Here is a 20,684-nt window from a genome sequence, read left to right on the forward strand (position 1 = left end):
CTTATGGCCCTTGCTACCGACGCGAACGCCCAACTTAGGTCGGCCTATGGCTGCGAGGGGCTCGAGGACGCGCCGCGGGTTGCGAGCATCGAGGGGCGCGGCGGCGTGTTCTTCCGCCTGCGGCCGGACCTGCAGATGACGCACCCGTTTTCCGACGAAGTCATCGAGGACCTGGGCAAGCTCTCCCGGGCCCTTGCGCGGCGGGGGACGCTGTTGGTCTATGCCCCGGTGCCGACAAAGGCGCTGGCGATGCCGCAGGATTTGCCGGCCGAGGCCGCGGACTACGGCTATGATCCGCTGATCGCTGGCACCGTCTATGAGGAACTGATGGGCCGCCTGCGCGATGCGGATGTCGCGACCGCTGATCTGCGGGCGGCGATGCGGGCCCTGTGGCCGCAGGCGCAACCTTTCTTCGAGGCCGACCCGAGAATGTCCGTCGACGGTGCGCGTGCTGCCGCTCGGGCGGTCGCCGCGATCGTGCGGGACCGCCTGCCGGCGGCGGGCGGAACTCGGTTTGCGAGCGTATCGACCGGGCGCATCGAACTCGCCTCGCAGCACAGGACGCTGATGCAACGCCACTGCTCCGCGACATTGCCGCAGGTGGCGACGGACGTTTTCGAGACGCGGGCGCTTTCCGCTTCCGGTGGAGGCGAATCCGGCGCGATGTTCTTGGATCGCCGTGCCCCGGACCGCCTGGTGCTGGTAGGCACCGAACATTCCGCGACGACGGAAGTGAATTTCGCTGGCTTCCTGGCGGAGGCGACCGGTATGGAGGTCGAGCGCATCGCGCAGCCCGGCGGCGGCGCGTTCGGCGCCATCACCGCCTATCTGACGTCTCGCGCGTTCCAGGATGCCCCGCCCACGGTGCTGGTCTGGGAGAACCCGATCGAGAACAACCTTGGCGGACTGGCCGACCAGCCGATGCGCGAGCTGATCGCCGCTGCCTCGGCCGCGTGTAGGGTGCCGCTGACCATGGTGATGCGCGGCGACCCGCGGCGGCTGGACGTGGACCTTTCGGGGCAGCCCGTCGTGGGGCACATGATCCAGTTCGATGCGGACACGACAGCCGAGGCGGTGCGCTTCCGTTTTGTGACGTCGGAGGGCCGTGCCCGCAGCCGCACGATCCGCCGTCCCGAGGGGCAGCCAGCGAACGGGCGCTTCTTCGTGCCTGTGGACGGACTTTTCGCCGAGGCGCCGACGGCGCTCGAGATCGACCTGCCGGTTCCTGTCGGCGAGGCGCCGTCGCTGAGCATTTGTCAGGCGGCGGAGGGCTGAGATGAAGCGGTGCGTCTGGATCGCGAGCCTTTTCCTGGGCGCGGCGCCTGCCGCGGCTCAGGTGCCGACGCTAGACCTCACTTTCCTGCCGCCCGAGGTGGAGCCGCGCCTGCTGTGCCTTACCAAAGTGGAGGTGCAGGAGCCGGAGCTTGGCGGAGACGGACGGCCAGAGCTGACCGACCTCGATCGTATCGCCTTCCTCGAGGACGACATTCGTCGCTACCAGCGGGAGGATCCGGACCTCTGGTTCGAGTTCATCGAGGCGCTGATCGCACGCCGGGCGGCGCTGGACGAGGAATTCGCGGGCAATGCCGCCCTGTTTGCGCTGGTCGACCTTCACATAGACGCGGGCCGGATGGAGGAACTGAAACGCAGGGGCCTGATCGACCAGTTGCGTTCGGCGGCTGCGGATTTGCACAACGGGCAACGGCTCCGACTGGCGCAACTCTACCGCGCCGGGATCGGTGTCGCGCGCGACGAGGCGCTGGCGTGGAGTCTGATCCGGGACGCCGCCTACCAGGGGCACCCCGACGCGCTGATGACCATCGCGCGGGCGATGCTGGCGGGCGAGACCGTGCCGGACTGGAGCGCGCCGCTCGACCTGACGGTGACGATGGCCTTCAGTGGAATGCTCGGCCAGATGAACGCTGGCGTCTGCGACCGCGCCGAGCGCATTGCCCGGGAGTATGCCGAGGGCGGGATCGTCGCGCAGAACTCTGAGATCGCATATGCGTGGCACCGGTTCTCGGCCGACATGGGCGGGCGGACCGGGGCCTGGCGCGTGGTGGAGCATCACCTGACCAGCGATGGCGTGACCCGCGACAATGCCGAGATGCTGCGCTACCTGCGGCTGGCCGTCGAGCGTGGTTTCCGCCCGGATGAGGCAGACGAGCGCCGCCTGCTTTCAGCCGAGGAACTCGACACAGACGAGCTGCGCAAGATCCTCGGTTTCGATTACACCGGCACCCGGGCCCGACCTTCGATCGCGCCCATGCTGCAGCTGTCGATCCGGCATACCTCGGACACGCCGCCCGAGGGCGGGCTCTACATGGACTACCTGCGCGAGATCTCTGAGATGGAAACCGCGCCAGGCCGTGTATTCACCGAACTGGCCGAGGAAGTGCTGGAGCGCCAGGGCCGCTGGGCGGGCGAGGCCGAGGCGCGGGAACTGCTGGAAGAGGCCGTCGCCCGTGCGGATGGCGAGGGGATGCGCCTGCTGGCCGGGCTTCTTACCCGGCGGCTCGAGAATCCGGAAACCGCCGACCGCGTGGTTGATCTTCTTACCGAGGCGGCCTCGGGCTTCGGTCTGACGGCGGCGATGAACGACCTTGACGCACTCTACCGCTGCCGGATGCCCGGTGCGCCGGTTCTGGAGCCCGCCGCCTATTGGGCTCGCGCCTATCGCGCGTCGCAGGACGAGACGCTGCTTCTGAATCCTACCGATATCGGCGCGTTGGATCCCTATGCATCACCGGGTGTCTATGCGCGGGTGCAGGCGCAGGCGCTGGACGGGCGGATCGGCTCGCTAGCGAACCAGGTCGCGCGCGTGCAGCTGGACCCGACCATGACCGAGCGTGGCCGGCGGATCTGGGCGGATCGGATCGACGGTTCCGAGAAGGCGCTCGAGGAATACGCCAAGCTCGAGTTCGAGTTGGCAACGACCGTAGGCGATCGGCGGCTGGCGCTGGAGCTGTTGCGGCGGGTGTACCTCAACAACGGCACCACCAGCGCGCTGGACCTGGCGATCGGGCTGATCGAATCCGGCGGGCGCGATCCGAAGGTCGCCGAAGAGGTGAAGCGCCTGCTGGCCCAAGCCGGGAGCCGGGGCGAGGGCGCGGCGATCCGCCTTCTCGCGCGGCTGGAGCATGGCAATCGGACGCCGCGCGAGATCTACAATCAGTTCGCTCCGCAGATCGAGGCGCGCGGCGACTTCCTGGCGATGATGTTTTCGATCCCCCACCTGCCCGAACGCGCGGTCCCGGAGTATCTCTCGCGGGCTGTGTCGGTGATGAATTGCGGCACCAAGGATATTGTCGAGATGGCGGACGCGAACATGCTGGCAGGCTTCGCGCAAGGGGCGCTGCACTGGCAGCGGGTGGGGTTGGCGATGGAGCATGGAAACGTGCTGGCCAAGTTGCGCCTGACCGATCAGCAGGTAGCGGCCTTCGGCATTGGCGCCGCCCCGGACGAGCGCGCCGTCTATCGCCGTGCGGCTGCCGACGGCTCGCTGACCGCCCATCGGCAGCTGTTCCGGCTGGCGGCGGACCCCGGTTTGCAGACCTATGACCCACAGGCGGCTGCGCGCCACGTCGCAGTGCTTCTGGACAAGGGCGATGCGGGCGCCAGACGCTGGGCGCAGGTTCAGTACCGGCAGGCCCCGGACGATGTGCGCAAGGCGGTGGCCGAGGCTGTGGACCTGAGGGCGCTTTATCTCGGAGCGGCCGAGGCTGGGGACGTGCAGGCGATGCTGGAACTGGCCCTGCTGTTGCGCGATCAGGCCGGGAGCGTCGCGGAACTCGAGCAGTCCGCACGGTGGTTGAAGAAGGCGGCAGACAACGGCAGTGTCCCGGCAATGGGCGAACTGGGGCATGTGCTGGCCTACGGTATCGGCACGCCCGTCGACAGGCAGGAGGCGCTGCAATGGCTGGACAAGGCTGCCCGGGCCGGCGAGGCGGACGCGGCGCAGACCGCGCGACTGCTGCGGCTCATGCCCGACGGCTGATCCTGGGCCTGGGCCTCTCGCTGGCCGGGGCCGGGGTCTCTGCGGACGAGACCTGCCCCGAGGCGCCGCCGCCAGTGCTGACTCTCGACTACGGCAGCCGCTATTCCGAGGACAGCGAGACCCGTTCGGACCTCGACGAGGATGCCGATGCCGAGGTGGATGCAGCCCTCGCGCCGGTGGATGATTTCCTGCGGGACATGGCGGGCGTGGCGAACCGGGTCTACGCGCCTGGTATCGACCCCGTCGTTGCCGCCGATTGCGTGCTGTCGCGGCTTGCGCCCTGGGCCGAGGCCGATGCATTGGCGCAGCTCGACAGCCAGGCGGCGCAGCTGACCGCCGGATCGCGGCTGGCATCGGTCGGGCTGATCCTGCGGCAGGTCGCTCCTCATGTGGCGGACGATACGCGGCTCGGGATGGTCGTGGGCTGGCTCGACCGCCGGATGCTGGCGCAAATGCGGTACTGGGAGCAGGATGCGCCGGACGGGGCACGGCGGGGCAACCTCAGGGCATGGGCCGCGCTTGCAGCTGCCGCGACGGCGGACCTGACCTGGGACCCGGTGACGCGAGGCTGGGCGGCGTGGTCGACACAGTATGTCCTATGCACCGCCAACGAGGACGGCAGCCTGCCGCAAGAGATGATCCGAGGGCGCCACGCGCTGCACTACCAGCTTCATGCGGTGACGCCGCTGGTGGTCTCGACGGTCTTGCTGGAAGGCCAGGGCATCCCGATGCAAGATCGTTGCGACGGGGCGCTGGGCCGGGTGGTCGCCTACACGGTTGCCGAGCTGGCCGACGGCGCAATGACTGAAGCCCGCACCGGCCAAGTGCAGACCTATTTTGATGGCACGCGCGAGTTGCAGGGGTTCAACATCGCCTGGCTCGAGGCCTATCTGGCGCTGAACCCGGACCCGGTGCTCGAGGTGCTGGCGGCGGACTGGCGGCCGCTGAGCCATTCCAAGCTCGGCGGCGACCAGACGGCGATGTGGGGTGCTCAGCAGTAGCGCTCGGGTCCGATCCACTGGCTTTCGTTGTAGCGATCGCCGTGCGCCCAGCCGACGGGCAGGACGCTTTCGATCCGCTCCATGTCCGCGTCGCTGAGTTCCAGCCGTCCACCGGCGGCCAGTTGTCGGAGGTGGTCGACATCGCGTGTGCCGGGGATCGGGATCACATGCGGGCCGCGTTTCAGTAGCCAGGAGATGGCAAGCGCAGCCGCGCTGTGGCCCATGTCGGCAGCCAGTTTCTGGAATGCCGCTGAATACTCTAGGTTCGCCTGCAGGTTCGGGGCCATGAAGCGCGGGTTGGACTTCAGGAAGTCAAGCCCGTCGACCTTTTCGGCGGTGGGCGGTGTGTCGGTCAGCAGCCCGCGGCCTACGGGCGAGAAGGCGACGAGCGCGGCGCCCACATCGGCGCAGGCCTGGATCAGGCCAAGGTCCGGGTAGCGGGTGGAAAGCGAGTATTCCGACTGCAGGGCGGCAATCGGGTGCACGGCGGCGGCGCGCCGCAGGGACGACGGCGCGATCTCTGAATATGCGATCTGCTGCGTCTTGCCCTTCTTCACCAACTCGGCAAGCGCGCCGGTCACATCCTCGATCGGGATCGCCGGGTCGCGGCGGTGGACGTAGAAAAGCTCCACTTGCTCGACGCCAAGCCGCTTGAGGCTGCCGTCGAGTTCGGTCTCCAGGTGTTCGGGGTCGTTGCAGAACGTCCGCTTGCCCGAGGCGTCGCGGGTGATACCGGCCTTGGTTGCGATCACGAAGGGCGAGCCGCCCTGTTGCTTGGCGAGGTACCGGCCGATGTATTCCTCGGACAGCCCCATCCCGTAGACGTTCGAGGTGTCGATATGGTCGATCCCCTCGTCGCGGGCGGCGTCCAGCAGGGCGTGGGTCTGTTCCTCGGTCGCGTTGCCGTAGACGCCCGCGAAGGACATCGCGCCGATGCCGATGGCCGAGACCTCGGGGCCGTGCGCCCCCAGTTTGCGTTTCTGCATGAGTTCCTCCGGTCGGTGCGTGATGGCCCCGCGGGTGAGTGGTGCTGGCGCGCGCGAGGGGCGGAAATGAATGGGCGCAGGATAGCGGGCCAAGCGGGGGGCGCAAGCCTAGCGCGGTCCCTGCACCGGCCGGGCCCGTCGCGCCGACAGGCTGGACCAGAGCGCAGCGCCCACGATCAGCGCCGCACCGGCAAGGAACGGCAGGGTCAGCGCCTCACCAAAGACGAAGTATCCGACTGCTGACGAGATCACCAGCGAGCCATAGCCGAGCACGGCGAGGAACCCGGCCTCGGCTCTCTTGTGGGCCTGCAAGAAACAGAATTGCCCGGATTGCGCGAAGAGGCCGATGGCAAGCAGCGGCAGCCATTCGCCCTGCGCCACCGGCTTCCAGGTGAGCGCCGCGAACGGGGCTGTAACCAGTGCCAGGCCCGCGGTGTAGAAGCACATCAGCACGATGGTCGGTGTCGCCGACAGGCGGCGGGTGACGATGATCGCGAGCGTTCCGGTTGTCACGGTGACGGCCAACGCGGCGAGGCCGAGGTTTGGCGAGACCGGCCCCCAGGGTTCGACCGCGACGATGACGCCGGCAAGTCCGATGAACGCGGCAATCCAGCGGCGGCCGGGGATGTGCTCGCGCAGGATCAGTGCGGCCATGACCATCATCATCAGCGGACGGGTGAAGTTGATCGCCGTGAACAGCGCGAAGGGCACGCGCGCGATGGCGAAGAAGCTGCTGACCAGCGTGATCGAGGACAGCACCACGCGGAACAGGTGCAGGCCGGGGTCGGAGACATGCGCGAAGGCCCGGCGCTCGCGCCAGATCCAGGGCAGCATCAGGGTGAAGCCGACCAGCGCGCGGAGGAAGACCAGTTGCACGGGCGGGAACTCCAGCCCCATCGCCTTGACGATCGAGAGGGCCCAGATGTTCAGGCTGAAGTCCGCGATCAGCCAGGCCCCGCCCGAGAGGTTCCGGGGCGCGGAAGGCTCACTCATCCCGTGGCGTGACCAGGTTCGCCATCAGGCGGAACGCGCCGGCGGTCAGCCGTTCCATCTGGTGATGCAGGATCAGCGAGGTGTGGATGTGCCGGCCTTTCCCGATATCGGCGGCCAGCATCGCGCCCTTCAACGGGGCTTCGCCCTCATCGTGCATCGACAGCAGCGGCGTGTATGCGTTGTCCCATTCCTTGGCGAAGTAGAGCCCGCGCTCCTTGTGCCAGTTCGCCCAGTCCTCGGGGCCGATCGGGTTCGGCGTGCTCAGGGCAGGGTGGTCGGCCAGCACCGTCACTTCGGCTTTTTCATTCGTGACGCGCCAGCGCAGCGAGGGCTGGCCAATCTCCAGCCGCGCGGGCGGGATCGTGTCCGGATCCCAGGCGTCCCAGGGCCGATGATAAAGCGTGACCAGCGTACCGCCTGCGCGCACCCAGTCGTTGATCCGGGGCATGGCCTGCGCCAGTCCCTCGCGGAAGCGCATGGCGAAGATGCCGACGACCAGCGTGTCATAGGTGGCGAGCGCGCTGTCACTGGCAAGTTCGTCATCGGTCAGGGCGGTGACATTCGTGCCGATGGCAGCCAGCCAGTGGTCCACCCGGTCGTTGCCGCCGCCGATATAGCCGATGCGCCCCTTGGGAAGCGCGACGTTCACAGCGCGTACAGTGACGACGGCGAGCGTGGCCAGGGCGCGGGGTGCGATGTGGGGGTGCGCGATCCGGCGAACTGTCTGCGCTGGCTGGCCGTCGAGCGTCAGCGTCAGGTCATAGGCGCCCTCCGGCAGGGAGGCGGGGGCGGTGACGCGGAAGCCGGTCTCGGTCCGCTCGGCCTGCCAGCCCTCGGGCAGATCCAGCCCCGGCTCGGCCCCGGCGGGCGAGATGTCGGTTAGCGTCAGGTTCAGTGTCCGGGCGTCGGTTGCTGTGTTCAGCACGGCGGCGGTGGGGCTCAGCGCGGCGGACCGGGCGGGCAGCACCACCGGGGCAGGGCGCAGAGGCAGCACGGTTTCCGAACTCTGGCCGTGGGCGGTGATCCGCACCGTGACAGCCGGGGCCCGAGGCACGCCGGGCAGGTAAGTGTCGGGGTAGGGATCGCTGGGCTGTGCGCTATTATCGATATTCAGCGCGATTGCGCCGTCCTTGGGTTCGGCGGTCCAGCCCTCGGGAAGCAGGGGCATGACAGACAGCGCCTCGGCGCGGCCCTGGCGGGTTTCCAGCACCACCTGCACCGCATCCCCGGGGCGTGCGAAGTCGCGATCTGCGATGGCGTGAACCTCGACGCCGGAGGCCAGCCGGATGAGGTGCGCAAGTTGCTGCTGCTTGCGATCCAGCTTGTGGCCGAAAACGGCGTGCTCGGCCTCGGTCAGGGCCTCGGCCCCCTGGCGGAGGGCGGCAAGCGCGGCGCTGGCCTCGGCGAGGATCGCCTCGGCATCCGGGAAGGCCGCGCGGGTCGCATCCATGCGGGCCTGCGCTTCGGCCAGATGGGGGCAGTCCTTCAGATCGGTCAGCGTCGCGGCCAACCCGCCGGACAGCGAGGTTTCCGCGCCATCGACCCGGCCATCGGCCAGGTGCAGCGGCCAGTCGCGCTCGGCCCCGGCGGGCACCCATTTGCCCATGGCCTGCGTCGCGTGGAAGGCGCGGGACTGCTGGCCGATGCGCTCGAAGCTCCAGCCGGTCAGGGGATCGAGGCCCGCGCCGGGCACCGTGATCGTCGCGGGCGGCGGCGGCAGGTCGTCGTCATAGGCCTGGCCTGCGCCCGACCACGCGGGCAGGAACAGCTTCTTCACCTGCCAGGGCGGCAGGTCGCTGCCGGGGAAGGCCGGATCGGCGGCCAGGTCCATGACCCGGTGCGCGGCCTCGGTCATCGCGCGGTGGTGGCCATGCTGGCCCGGCACGTCCAGGAAGGTCGGGCAGATGATGTCGGGCCGCTCGCGCCGCAGGATGTGGACGAAGCTCGCCAGCGTTCGGTCCTCGCCCCAGCGACCCAGCGTCTCCTTGCCGGATTTCGAGAAGCCGAAGTCGAAGATCGCGTCCTCGGGCCCCTCGGAGAGCCAGTACATCCGTAGGCCCAGTATGTCGCAGGCGGCCTCCATCTCGGCGGTGCGCAGCACGCCGAGCGCGGCCCCGGCCTCGGTCCCGATGTCATTCTGCCCGCCTTCACCGCGCGTCGAGCAGGCGTAGGAGATGTCGATCCCATCGCGCCAGGCCATAGCCGCCAGCATGGCCGAGGTCTCGTCGTCCGGGTGCGCGCCGGTGTTCATGAAGCTGACCACGGTCTGCAGTGGCTGGAGGGCGCGCCACAGTTCGACGATCAGCGGGTGGCGGGCCTCGTCGGCAAGGCGGGCGCGGTCGGTCAGGGGCATGGGAAATCCGTTCGGTTGGAAGCTCAGAATGTGCCCACGCGGGGCGTGAAGGCGCGGTCGAGGATCAGCGCTGCGGCGCCAAGCGTGGCAGTCAGCCGCCCGCAGGAGCCGCGGGTCAGGCGGGGCAGGGTGCGGTCAGGCCGGTTCGAGACGCTTGCCGCGGGCAGTTCGATCCGGGCGATGAGCGCATCGAGGATCGATGCCGGCATTGCACCCCCCAGAATGACGGTTTCCGGGTCGAACAGGTTCTCGACCGTGTGTATGGCCTGCGCCAGCGCAGGTGCGGCGCGGTTCAGCCAATCGGTTACTGAGGCATGGTCGTGCAGCGCTTCGAGGGCCTCGACACTGCCGGTTTCGAGCCCTGCTTTGGCGAGGTGGTGCTCGATCGACAGTCGGCTGGCGACGTTCTCCAGCCGCTCAGGCCCGGAGGGCGTGGCGATGGTCAGGTGCCCGATCTCGCCCGCGTTGCCGAAAGCGCCCGCGACGCGCTGGCCCGCGCTGACCAGCCCCAGCCCGAGGCCCGTCCCGAAGTAGAGATAGGCATAGGTCTGAAGTCCGTGCGCCGCGCCGGTGACGCGCTCGGCCATGGCGGCGGCGTTGGCGTCGTTGTCGAATTCGATGGGCAGGTCCAGCGCCTCGGCGAATACGGCGCGGGGGTCCAGCTCCTGCCAGCCGGGCAGGTCCGACTCGGCTCCGGACAACCCGGTAGCACCGAACGGTCCGGGCATGACCACGCCCGCACCGAGCATCCGCGCCTCGGAGCGCGGATGAGCCTTGGCGATCCTGGTCCGCAGCCTCGACAAGATGGCGAGCACCGTGTCCGGGTCAGCGTGCTCCAGTGCCTCGCGGTGGGTGAAGATCGCGGTGCCTTCGAGATTGAGCAGGGCGATCAGAAGGGCGGTGGGTCGGACCTCGATCCCAAGGGCATAGGCGCCCTCGGGTTCGATGGCGTATTGCACCGGCGGCTGGCCGCGTCCGGTGCCCAGCCGCCCGGCCTCGCGGATCAGCCCGTCGTCGTAGAGTTCGGCGATGATGTTCGACACGGCCTGTGTCGACAGGCCCGAGGCCCGCGCGATCTGCGCCCGGCCCATCTGCCCGCCCGCATGGATATGCCCCATGACAAGCCGCCGATTGTGGCTGCGGGCGCGTTCGGCGTTGGCGCCCTGAAGGGAGAGGACCGAGACCATGATCTCTGATTAACTCAACTGTATTGATTGCTCAAGAAGTTTGAGTTAATGCTTTCGGACAGGGGGCGAGACAACGCCGCCGCCATGGCGCAGACGCCATGAACGCGAATGCAAGCAGGGTTGCCGCAACCGGCGCCCGACCAACTGGGAGACCACCCTATGATCAGATCGATTCGCATGACGGCCCTGGCGGGGATGACCAGCGCGGCGGCGCTGCTGGCCGGCCCCTCCGCCGCGGTCGAAATCGAGTATTGGCAGTATTTCTTCGACGCCCGCGTGAAGGCGATGGAGCACCTGATCGAAAGCTTCGAGGAAGCCAACCCCGACATCACCGTCACGATGACCCACTTTCCCTATGCCGACTACCGCACCAAGGTCGCTGCCGCGATCCCCGCGGGAGAGGGCCCGGACGTGGTGCAGCTGTTCTACGGCTGGCTGAACGACTACATCGAGGCCGAGTTGATCCAGCCGTTGCCCGAGGACAGCTTCCCGGCGGCCGAGATCGACGAGCAGTATTTCCCGATGGTCCAGGCGATGAAGGTTGACGGCCAGTATTTCGCCCTGCCGACGGCCGTGCGCTCGCTGGCACTGTTCTACAACGAGCGTCTGTTCGACGAGGCCGGGATCGAAGGCCCGCCCGCCACGCTGGAAGAACTGGTCGAGACCGCCAAGGCGCTGACCAAGAAGGATGGCGCGGGCAACATCACCCAGGTCGGTATCACCGCCGGCATGACCGCGCAGGATCACCACTGGTGGCGCGAGGGCCTGGTGCGCCAGTTCGGCGGCGAGCCGTATCTCGATGACTACCAGACCGTGAACTACAACACCGACGCCGGAAAGGCGGCGCTGGAGTACTATGCGAGCCTCTTCACCGGAGAGGACGCCGTATCCTCGATCGGCTTCATGGACGAGCCCCAGGCGGCGTTCAAGGCGGGCCGTGCGGGCATGCACATCGACGGATCGTTCCGCATCGGCTCGCTGGCTGATGTGCGCGGCCTGAAATGGGGCGTGGCCGAACTGCCGGCGGCGGCTGACGGCACCAAGTCGAACTACTCCAGCTACTGGGTGAACGCGGTGACCTCGAAAGCCGAGGGCGAGAAGTACGAGGCCGCGCTGAAGTTCATGGAGTACATCACCTCGGACGAGGCGATGCAGGTTTGGCTGGATGTCGTGGGCGAGCTGCCCGCCAAGCCGTCCGTTGGCATGACCGACGAGAACGCCAACGATCCGGTGTTCGGCCCGTTCATCCGTGGTCTGGAAAACGCGCACACGACGATCTTCGCCAACGAAAGCGCCCAGCGTCAGTTGATGGTCGAGATGGTCGAGCGCATGACGCTCGAAGACATGCCGCTTGACGAAAGCCTCGCGATCGCGGTCGAGGCCGAGCAGAAGATCCTCGACGAGTACTACGGCAAGTAAGCGCCCCCGCCCCGCCCGGTGACGGGTGGGGCGTCGCGCTTGACGGCGGCGCGGATGACGCGCCGCCCCGAACCGGGAATACGGGATGCAGCTTTACCGCAATCTCTCGATCAAGCAGAAGCAGATCGTCTGGGCCTGGGCCTTTCTGGCCGTGCCGGTCCTGTTCTATGTCGTGATCCGCTTCTACCCCACGGGCAACGCGATCCTGATCAGTTTCCAGGACTGGAACCTGCTGGGGGACCGCACCTGGACGGGGCTTGAGAACTATCAGAAACTGGTCGCGGACCCGGTGTTCTGGAAGGTCTTCAAGAACACCTTCCTCTACCTGCTGATCGGCACGCCCATCAGCCTGGTCTTCAGCTTCATCGTCGCCTACCACCTGGACCAGGTGCGGTTCATGCACGGCTTCCTGCGGATGCTGTACTTCCTGCCGTTCATGACCAGCGCCGTGGCGATGGCTTGGGTCTGGCGCTGGTTCTACCAGCCCGTGCCGACGGGGCTTTTCAACAACCTGCTCAGCCAGATCGGCATCCCGCAGATCGAGTTCCTGAATTCGACCACCAACGCGCTGCCGTCCGTGCTGGCGCCCGCCGTCTGGGCCGGTCTGGGCTTTCAGGTCATCATCTTCATGGCGGGGCTGCGCGCGATCCCGGTCAGCTATTACGAGGCCGCCAAAATCGACGGCGTCGGCTGGTGGACCGTGCTGACGCAGATCACCCTGCCGCTGCTGCGCCCGACAATGGTGTTCATCGTCGTGTTCAGCTCCATCGGCTTCCTGCGGATTTTCGACCACGTCTACAACATGACGACGAACAATCCGGGCGGGCCGCTCAATTCCACGAAACCGCTGGTGCTGATGATCTACGACACCGCCTTCAATGCCTTCGACATGGGCTATGCCGCCGCGCAGACGGTTGTCCTGTTCCTGATCCTGCTGGTGGTCAGCCTGATCCAGCTGCGCCTGCTGCGGAGCGACTGACATGGCCGTGACCGACATTCGCCCGACCACCGCCGCGCTGCTGGATGCAACGCCCGAGCGTAAGCCGCGCAACCTGGGCCAGATCATCCGCTGGACCCTGCTGTTCCTGGGCGGGGTGCTGATGATCATGCCGATCGTCTACATGATCTCGACGTCGCTGAAATGGCCGCACGAGGTCTACAACGTCAACCTGATCCCCGAAGAGCCGACGATCGAGAACTACACCTACGTCCTCGAGGATGGGCGGTTCTACATGTGGTTCTGGAACTCGATCATCATCGCGACGATCACCACGATCTCGAACCTCTTCTTCGACAGCCTCGTAGGGTACACGCTCTGCAAGTTCCGCTTTCCGGGGCGCCAGCTGGTGTTCATCGCAATCCTGTCCACGCTGATGATCCCGACCGAGATGCTGGTGATCCCGTGGTACCTGATGAGCCAAAGCTTCGGCTGGCTCGACAGCTATTGGGGCATCATGTTCCCCGGCCTGATGACCGCATTCGGCACCTTCCTGATGAAGCAGTTCTTCGAGAGCGTGCCTGACGACTTCATCGAGGCCGCGCGTATCGACGGGCTGAACGAACTTCAGATCTGGTGGACCGTCGCCATGCCGCTGGTCAAGCCGGCGCTGGCCGCGCTTGCGATCTTCGTCTTCCTCGGCAACTGGACCGCGTTCCTGTGGCCGCTGATCGTGACCAACTCGGTCGACATGTACACGTTGCCTGTGGGTCTTTCGAGCTTCGGCGACGAGGCTGACGTGGCGTGGGAGCTGATCATGACCGGGGCGGCGATCTCGACCATCCCGACGCTGATCGTGTTCCTTATCTTCCAGCGCTTCATCATTCGCGGCGTCGTCATGGCAGGGCTCAAGGGATGACCGATCACTCCACCTTCCCCGATCCCGTCTACCGCGATACGGTGCTTGCGCCGCTGTTCGAGGGTGTGAAGGCGCACTACGCGCGGCATATGGACAGCATCAACCGGGCGCACTTGGTGATGCTTGTCGAAACCGGCATCCTGAGCGCCGAACAGGGTGCGCAGATCGCCGGAGCGCTTGAGGCGATCCGCGAGGAAACCGATGTCGCGGCGCTGACCTACACCGGTGAGCACGAGGATTATTTCTTCCTCGTCGAGGCCGAGTTGCGCAAGCGGCTGGGTGACCTGGGCGGCTCACTGCACACCGCGCGGTCGCGCAACGACATGGACCACACGCTGTTCAAGATGGAACTGCGGATACGGGCCGAAGCGGCGCTAACGCTGGTGCTAAAGCTTGCCGCCGCGCTGATCGACAAGGCGGAGGTCGAGGCCGAGACGCTGATCGTCGCCTATACCCACGGCCAGCCCGCGCAGCCGACGACCTTCGGTCACTACCTCGCCGCAGCCGTCGAAGTGCTGTTGCGGGATGCCGAGCGCCTGTCGGCGGCCATCGACGGCTTGGAGCACTGCCCGATGGGGGCCGCCGCGATCACGACATCCGGCTTTCCCATAGACCGGCACCGAATGGCGAAACTGCTCGGCTTCGAGACGCCGCTGGTCAACAGCTATGGCTGCATCGCCAGCGTGGACTACGTGACCGGGCTCTATAGTGCGCTGAAACTGGTCTTCGTGCATCTGGGCCGCGTCGTGCAGGACATGGCGTTCTGGTCCAGCTTCGAGGTCGGGCAACTCTACGTGCCGAACAGCCTCGTGCAGATCAGCTCGATCATGCCGCAGAAGCGCAACCCGGTGCCGATCGAACACATGCGCCACCTGGCCAGCGTTACCGCCGGACGCTGCGACATGATCGTGAACACGATGCACAACACGCCGTTCACCGACATGAACGACAGCGAGGGCGAGGTGCAGCAGGCCGGCTATGCCGCGTTCGACAGCGGCGGGCGCGTGCTGTCGCTGCTCACCGCATTCCTGCCCGCCTGCGGGATCCGCGCGGATCGGGTGGCGGCGAACATGGACGCGGCCTGCGTGACGATCACCGAACTGGCCGACACGCTGGTCCGGGACGAGGGGCTCAGCTTCCGGCAGGCGCACGAGATCGCCGCCGACACGGCGCGCGCCGTGATCGCCCGGGAGGCGCCTCTGCGTGAGGGCTACGCGGCCTTTGCCGAGGCCTTCGAGGCGCGGGCAGGGCACAAGACCATGCTGGACGAGGCCGCCTTCCGCACCGCAGTTGCGCCGGAAACCTTCGTTGCCCGCCGCGACCGGCTGGGAGGCCCGGCCCCCGCCGCCCTTGCGGCGGCCCTGAACGATAGTCGTGCCGCGCTGACCATCCTGCGCGGCGCATCCGAAGAACGCACAACCCGCCGCGCCGAGGCCGAACAGGCCCTGGCAACGGCTTTCGCATCGCTTATGGAGGTCTGAGCTTTGGCCAATCTCTCGCTGAAGAAACTGGTGAAGGCCTATGGCCAGACCGAGGTACTGCACGGCATCGACCTTGATGTGGGCGACGGCGAGTTCGTCGTCTTCGTTGGCCCCTCGGGCTGCGGCAAGTCAACCACTCTGCGCATGATCGCGGGGCTCGAGGAAGTGTCCTCGGGCGCCATCGAGATCGGCGGCCGTGTGGTCAACAACTTGGAGCCCAAGGAACGCGACATCGCGATGGTGTTCCAGAATTATGCGATCTACCCGCACATGAGCGTGCGCAAGAACATCGCCTTCGGCCTGCGCACCTCGAAGATGTCGCGCGCCGACAAGGACAAGCGCATCGACGAAGTGGCGGGCATCCTCGGCATGACCGACCTGCTGGAGCGCAAGCCCAGCCAGCTGTCCGGCGGCCAGCGCCAGCGCGTCGCGATCGGCCGGGCGATGGTGCGCGATCCGGCGGTGTTCCTGTTCGACGAGCCGCTCTCGAACCTCGATGCGCAGTTGCGTACGCAGATGAGGCTGGAAATCAAGAAGCTGCACCAGCGCGTTGGAAACACGATCATTTTCGTGACGCATGACCAGGTCGAGGCCATGACGATGGCCGACCGGATCGTGATCATGAAGGACGGTTACATCCAGCAGGTCGGTACCCCGGAAGAGGTCTATCACCGGCCCGCGAACACTTTCGTTGCGCAATTCATCGGCGCGCCGTCGATGAACATGCTGGACGCCCAGCTTGTTGGCGGGCGGGTGAACCTGCCCGAGGGTCATGCGCTTGACTTGCCGCTGGCGCAGCAGCCGTCCAACGGGCGGGTCGTGCTTGGCGTGCGCCCTGATGATCTGACCCTGGCCGACGACGGTGCGTTGATCGAAGGCCGCGTCGCTGTCCGCGAGCCGCTGGGCGCCGAGACGCTGATCTATGTCGAAACGGCCGGGGGCGAGGTCGTCGCTAAGGCTGACGGCCGCCACCCGCCGGAGGTGGGCGCGCACGTGCGACTGGGTGCGGACCCGGCCAACCTGCACCTCTTCGACGGGGAAACCGGAATGGTGCTGACGTGACCGGGAGCGGCTCTGCCAGTTCCCGGCGGGTGCTTTGCGTCGGGCGGCTCTACTGCGACTTGGTGTTTACCGGCGTGCCGCGAATGCCGACGCTCGGCACCGAGGTCTTCGCCGAGGATCTCGGCGTGCATGCGGGCGGCGGCGCGTTCATCACCGCCGCGACGCTGGCAGCGCTCGGTCGGCCCGCCGCGCTTTCAGCGGTCCTGCCCGCGCCGCCCTTCGACGCCCCGGTAAGCGCCGAGATCGAAGCCGCGGGCGTGGATATCGCACTTTCCCAACCCGCAGCTCAGGGTGCCGCCCCGCAGGTCACCGTCGCCATCGTGCAGGGCGGCGACCGTGCCTTCCTGACCAAGGCCAGTGGCGCCGCGGTGCCGGAACTCGACGCTGACGCCCTGCGCGCGTCGGGGGCGGCGCATTTGCACATTGGCGAGCTGCGCAGTCTGAAGGAGCATCCCGGCCTGCTCGAGGCTGCCCGGACGGCCGGCATGACCGTTTCGCTCGATTGCAGCTGGGACGACGCCTTGGGGCCGGAAGATGTCCGGCTGATCGGCGGGGTCGACCTGTTTTTGCCCAATGCCGAAGAGGACGCACGTCTTGCCGCTTTCGGACTGGGCCGAGATTACGCGCCGCTGACCGTGGTCAAGCGAGGCGGCGAGGGGGCGACGGCCCTGACCGGTGGACGGAGTATCGACGTGCCCGGCCTCAGCGTTGCTGTGGTCGACACCACCGGCGCAGGCGATGCGTTCAACGGCGGGTTTCTCGATCGTTGGCTGGACGGAGCGCCGCTGGAAGCCTGTCTTGAAGCCGGGAACGCCTGCGGGGCGGCGACCGTCCAGCATGCGGGCGGGACGGGCGGGCTTGCAGCCGTCCGCGTCGCTCCGGATGGACGCAGGAGTGCCTGATGGCTGGCTTCACCCTCGACGGGTTCGTGTCCGATGCCCGCGCGGCTGCCGCTTCGCAGGACCCGCTGGCCGAGGCCGAGCGGCTGATGGCGCGTGTCCTTGCCGATCCCGACAAGGTTCGGGCGGGCGTCCCGCACATGGATCAGGACGAGGTGCTGCTGTTCGAGGACGACAGCGTCTCGATCTGGCATGAGCGCTTCCTGCCGAGCGAGGTGTTGCCCCCGCACGAGCACCGCATGCCCGTCGTTCTTGGCGTCTATCACGGGCGGGAGCGTAATACGCTATGGCGCCGGATCGACGGCGCGCTGCACCCCGCGGGTAGGCTTGAGCTTGCGGCGGGCGAATACCAGGTGCTTGGTGCCGACGCGATCCACGCCGTTCAGGCGCTGGACGATGCCCCGAGCCTGGGCCTGCATATCTACCTCGGCCCGCTGACGCGGGTCGAACGGTCGCTCTTCGACTGGGACGACGGAGCGCCCCGGCCGATGACCGACACCAATTTCGAAGCCATGAAACGCAGGGTCTGACATGACCGAACAAACGAATATGCGGCGTGAGATCGACGAGATCCCCGCCGCCGCTGCCCGCCTGCTGGATGCGGCGGCACAAGAGCAGATCATCGAAGCCGCCGCACGGCTCAAGGCCGCAGATCCGGCCGCGCTCATCACGATCGCCCGCGGATCTTCGGACCACGCGGCGACCTGCCTGAAATACGCGGTCGAGATGATGACCGGGCGGCCGGTGTCGTCGATGGGTCCATCCGTGGCCTCGATCTATGGCACCCGGTTGCACCTGGAGCGGATCGCCGCAATCGGCATCAGCCAATCCGGGCGAAGCGAGGACCTTGTCGCCCTGATGCGCGCCTGCCGCGAGGGCGGGGCGGAAACGGTGACGTTGACGAATACAGCCACCAGCCCGCTGGCCGCCGCCGCGGGGACGGCGATTGACCTGCAGGCGGGCCCCGAACTGGCGGTCGCGGCGACCAAGAGCTTCACCAACTCGGTGCTGACGGGATTGTGGCTGCTGGCGCATTGGACCGGCGACACGGAGCTTGAGACCGCGCTGCGCAACGCCCCCGATCGCTTTGCCGAAGTTGCGTCCACCACCGCGCCCGAAATCGCCGAGACGCTGGAGCGCACGGACCGGCTGCTGGTGATCTCGCGCGGGCCCGGATTGGGCGTCGCAGCCGAGGTGGCGCTCAAGGCGATGGAGCTTTGCGGCATCCACGCTTCGGCCTATTCCTCGGCCGAAGTGCTGCACGGGCCTTCCGCGGTGCTGCGTGACGGGTTTCCGGTCCTTGCACTGGGCGATCCGGCCGAGGCGGGGCTGCAGGGAACCGTCGACAAGCTGGCCGGGCAGAGGGCGCGGATCGTGCTGCCGCCAAAGATGGACACTGCGAACCGCTTCCTTGCGCCGCTGATCCAGCTGATCCCGGTCTATGGCGCGCTCGAGGCTGCCGCGCGTGCGCGGGGTCGAAACCCGGACAAGCCGGACTTCCTCGCAAAGGAAACGCTGACAGTCTGACCCAAGCTTGACCGGTCGTGCCCAAGCGTATCTTATCGCCGCCGGGGACTGATTGGGGGACAGGCATGAACGCGGACCCGCGCATACTCGAGTCATTGGGTTGGCTCGCGAAGATGCCGCCGGAATTTCGAAGCGACGTTCTGGGCGGTTGCGAGCTGATCGAGTGCGCCGCCGGGCGCAGGATATACGAGCACGGCGGCGAGGCGGATGGCGTCTACGGCGTGCTCGAGGGCCGGGTCGGGCTGAGCAGCATCGCCCCGGACGGGACCATGTACCTGTCCTACATTGGCGGGCGCGGGTTCTGGTTGGGGCTGGCGACCTTCCTGAAGCGGCCCCGGCGCTTCATGGCTGAATCCCGCTCGCACTGCGCACTGCTGTTTCTTTCGGCTTCGCGGATCGAGGAAGTATGTGCCGACAAGCCTCTGTACTGGAAGCATTTCTTCATTCTCACCAACCACAATCTCGAAGTCGCCATCGATGTGCTCGACGTGTTCCGGCACGAGGCGGCGCTGGGCCGTGTCGCCGCCGTTCTGCACATGCTGGCGGTGCATGATCCGTCCGAGGAAGGCATTCAGGCGACGCAGGCCGATATCGCCGAGATCGCTCGGGTGTCCCTGCGTACGGTTGCGGCGGCTTTGGCGGACCTTCAGGAGAAAGGGATCATCCGCCGGCAGTACCGACGGATGGAAATCCTCGACATGGCGGCGCTTCGGAAGCTGGCCGCCGCCTGACCGGGCCGCTCAGGTCGCGAGCGCCTGCTCGGCGGGCAGGAAGTCCAGCGAAAGCGCCTCGGCAACGGCAGAATGGGTGACCTTCCCGTCGCACACGTTAAGGCCTGCGCGCAGGTGCGGATCCTCGGTCAGTGCGGTCTTCCAGCCGCGATCGGCGATGGCCAGCGCATGGGGCAGGGTGACGTTGTTCAGGGCATAGGTGCTGGTGCGCGCCACGGCTCCCGGCATGTTGGCGACGCAATAGTGCACGATCCCCTCGATCACGAAGGTCGGGTCGGCGTGCGTGGTCGGATGAGACGTCTCGAAGCAGCCGCCCTGGTCGATGGCGACATCCACGAGCACCGCGCCGCGCTTCATCATGGCGAGGTGCTCGCGCCGGACCAGCTTGGGGGCGGCAGCGCCGGGGATCAGCACCGCGCCGATCACGAGGTCCGCGCGGGCGATTTCGTCCTCCAGATTCATGGCGCTCGCGAACCGGGTGGTGGCACGGGCCTCGAAATGGGTCGCGAGTTTCTCGAGAACGTCCGGGTTGCGATCCAGAATGGTGGTGTGGGCGCCGAGGCCCACGGCCATCTGCGCCGCGTTGAACCCCACGACGCCGCCACCGATGACCGTAACCCGCGCGGGTGAGACCCCCGGTACGCCGCCCAGCAGCACGCCACGCCCGCCCTGGTGCGTTTCAAGCGCGCTGGCCCCGGCCTGTACCGACAGCCGCCCGGCGACCTGGCTCATGGGCTTGAGCAGCGGCAATCCGCCAGTGGCCGAGGTGACAGTTTCATAGGCGATACAGATGGCCCCGGAGGCGATCAGGGCCCGGGTCTGCGCGGGGTCGGGCGCGAGGTGGAGATAGGTGAACAGGATCTGCCCGGGGCGCAGCATCTTGCGCTCGTCAGCCTGAGGTTCCTTGACCTTGATGATCATGTCGGCGGCCGCGAAGATCGAGGCGGCGTCGCTGATCACTTCGGCGCCGGCGGTGCGGTAATCCTCGTCGGTCGCGCCGATCCCTTCGCCGGCTCCGGCTTGTACGGAAACCACATGTCCGTGTCGACGGCACTCGGCCACGCTTTCGGGCGTAAGCCCAACACGGTATTCATGATTCTTGATTTCCTTGGGGACGCCGATATGCACTTGGATCTCCTCGAAGCAAGGTTTCCCGGGCGCGCCGCGGGCGGCGACGCCCTCTCTGCCGACG

The 20,684-nt window shown here is 67.3% G+C and carries 17 protein-coding genes; 12 read left to right on the forward strand and 5 right to left on the reverse strand.

The window, feature by feature from the left end; genetic code table 11:
- Window positions 1-3 precede the first annotated feature (3 nt).
- From ACW9UR_RS04160 to ACW9UR_RS04170, 3 genes are read left to right on the forward strand one after another with little or no spacing between them, the layout of a single operon-like run.
- A complete protein-coding gene (locus tag ACW9UR_RS04160; protein ID WP_458915649.1) occupies window positions 4-1,275 on the forward strand; it encodes an alginate O-acetyltransferase AlgX-related protein in 1,272 nt (423 codons plus the stop codon).
- A gap of 1 nt (window position 1,276) precedes the next feature.
- Window positions 1,277-3,997 (forward strand): hypothetical protein, encoded by a 2,721-nt coding sequence (locus tag ACW9UR_RS04165; RefSeq protein ID WP_458915650.1) that lies wholly within the window; start codon window positions 1,277-1,279, stop codon window positions 3,995-3,997.
- Entirely contained in the window at window positions 3,916-4,998 is a 1,083-nt protein-coding gene (locus tag ACW9UR_RS04170) for an alginate lyase family protein (protein WP_458915651.1), read from the forward strand. The genes ACW9UR_RS04165 and ACW9UR_RS04170 overlap by 82 nt, the downstream gene beginning before the upstream one ends.
- Here the strand turns inward: ACW9UR_RS04170 and ACW9UR_RS04175 are convergent.
- The 4 genes from ACW9UR_RS04175 to ACW9UR_RS04190 form a co-directional block, all read right to left on the reverse strand.
- Entirely contained in the window at window positions 4,989-5,984 is a 996-nt protein-coding gene (locus ACW9UR_RS04175) for an aldo/keto reductase (protein WP_458915652.1), read from the reverse strand. The two genes, ACW9UR_RS04170 and ACW9UR_RS04175, sit on opposite strands and share 10 nt — an antisense overlap.
- A gap of 108 nt (window positions 5,985-6,092) precedes the next feature.
- Window positions 6,093-6,977 (reverse strand): DMT family transporter, encoded by an 885-nt coding sequence (locus ACW9UR_RS04180; RefSeq protein ID WP_458915653.1) that lies wholly within the window; start codon window positions 6,975-6,977, stop codon window positions 6,093-6,095.
- Entirely contained in the window at window positions 6,970-9,330 is a 2,361-nt protein-coding gene (locus ACW9UR_RS04185) for a PIG-L family deacetylase (RefSeq protein ID WP_458915654.1), read from the reverse strand. Before ACW9UR_RS04185 ends, ACW9UR_RS04180 begins: the two co-directional genes overlap by 8 nt.
- Window positions 9,331-9,353: 23 nt before the next feature.
- Complete coding sequence (locus tag ACW9UR_RS04190) at window positions 9,354-10,517, reverse strand: ROK family transcriptional regulator (protein WP_458915655.1); 1,164 nt, start codon at window positions 10,515-10,517, stop codon at window positions 9,354-9,356.
- A 159-nt stretch (window positions 10,518-10,676) separates the two neighbouring features.
- On the opposite strand from ACW9UR_RS04190, the gene ACW9UR_RS04195 reads away from it, so the two are divergent.
- From ACW9UR_RS04195 to ACW9UR_RS04235, 9 genes are all read left to right on the forward strand, one after another.
- The gene (locus tag ACW9UR_RS04195) at window positions 10,677-11,936 is read left to right on the forward strand and encodes an extracellular solute-binding protein (protein WP_458915656.1); all 1,260 of its coding nucleotides are present in this window, start codon (window positions 10,677-10,679) and stop codon (window positions 11,934-11,936) included.
- Window positions 11,937-12,021: 85 nt separating this feature from the next.
- Window positions 12,022-12,915: a carbohydrate ABC transporter permease gene (locus ACW9UR_RS04200; RefSeq protein WP_458915657.1), complete on the forward strand. Its 894-nt coding sequence runs from the start codon at window positions 12,022-12,024 to the stop codon at window positions 12,913-12,915.
- 1 nt (window position 12,916) lies between these two features.
- Window positions 12,917-13,792 carry a carbohydrate ABC transporter permease gene (locus ACW9UR_RS04205; protein ID WP_458915658.1) on the forward strand — a complete coding sequence of 292 codons (876 nt, stop codon included), beginning with the start codon at window positions 12,917-12,919 and terminating at the stop codon, window positions 13,790-13,792.
- Window positions 13,789-15,273: an argininosuccinate lyase gene (argH, locus tag ACW9UR_RS04210; RefSeq protein ID WP_458915659.1), complete on the forward strand. Its 1,485-nt coding sequence runs from the start codon at window positions 13,789-13,791 to the stop codon at window positions 15,271-15,273. The genes ACW9UR_RS04205 and argH overlap by 4 nt, the downstream gene beginning before the upstream one ends.
- A gap of 3 nt (window positions 15,274-15,276) precedes the next feature.
- Window positions 15,277-16,335 (forward strand): ABC transporter ATP-binding protein, encoded by a 1,059-nt coding sequence (locus ACW9UR_RS04215; RefSeq protein WP_458915660.1) that lies wholly within the window; start codon window positions 15,277-15,279, stop codon window positions 16,333-16,335.
- Window positions 16,332-17,237, forward strand: a complete 906-nt coding sequence (locus ACW9UR_RS04220) for a carbohydrate kinase family protein (protein ID WP_458915661.1) — start codon at window positions 16,332-16,334, stop codon at window positions 17,235-17,237. The genes ACW9UR_RS04215 and ACW9UR_RS04220 overlap by 4 nt, the downstream gene beginning before the upstream one ends.
- Window positions 17,237-17,764, forward strand: coding sequence for a hypothetical protein (locus ACW9UR_RS04225; RefSeq protein ID WP_458915662.1), 528 nt, complete (start codon window positions 17,237-17,239; stop codon window positions 17,762-17,764). Before ACW9UR_RS04220 ends, ACW9UR_RS04225 begins: the two co-directional genes overlap by 1 nt.
- Window position 17,765: 1 nt before the next feature.
- A complete protein-coding gene (locus tag ACW9UR_RS04230; RefSeq protein ID WP_458915663.1) occupies window positions 17,766-18,761 on the forward strand; it encodes an SIS domain-containing protein in 996 nt (331 codons plus the stop codon).
- A gap of 65 nt (window positions 18,762-18,826) precedes the next feature.
- Window positions 18,827-19,492 carry a Crp/Fnr family transcriptional regulator gene (locus ACW9UR_RS04235; RefSeq protein WP_458915664.1) on the forward strand — a complete coding sequence of 222 codons (666 nt, stop codon included), beginning with the start codon at window positions 18,827-18,829 and terminating at the stop codon, window positions 19,490-19,492.
- 9 nt (window positions 19,493-19,501) lie between these two features.
- Here the strand turns inward: ACW9UR_RS04235 and ald are convergent, their stop codons facing one another.
- The gene (ald, locus tag ACW9UR_RS04240; RefSeq protein ID WP_458915665.1) at window positions 19,502-20,620 is read right to left on the reverse strand and encodes an alanine dehydrogenase; all 1,119 of its coding nucleotides are present in this window, start codon (window positions 20,618-20,620) and stop codon (window positions 19,502-19,504) included.
- Window positions 20,621-20,684 lie beyond the last annotated feature (64 nt).

Source organism: Halovulum sp. GXIMD14794 (genome assembly GCF_054457455.1).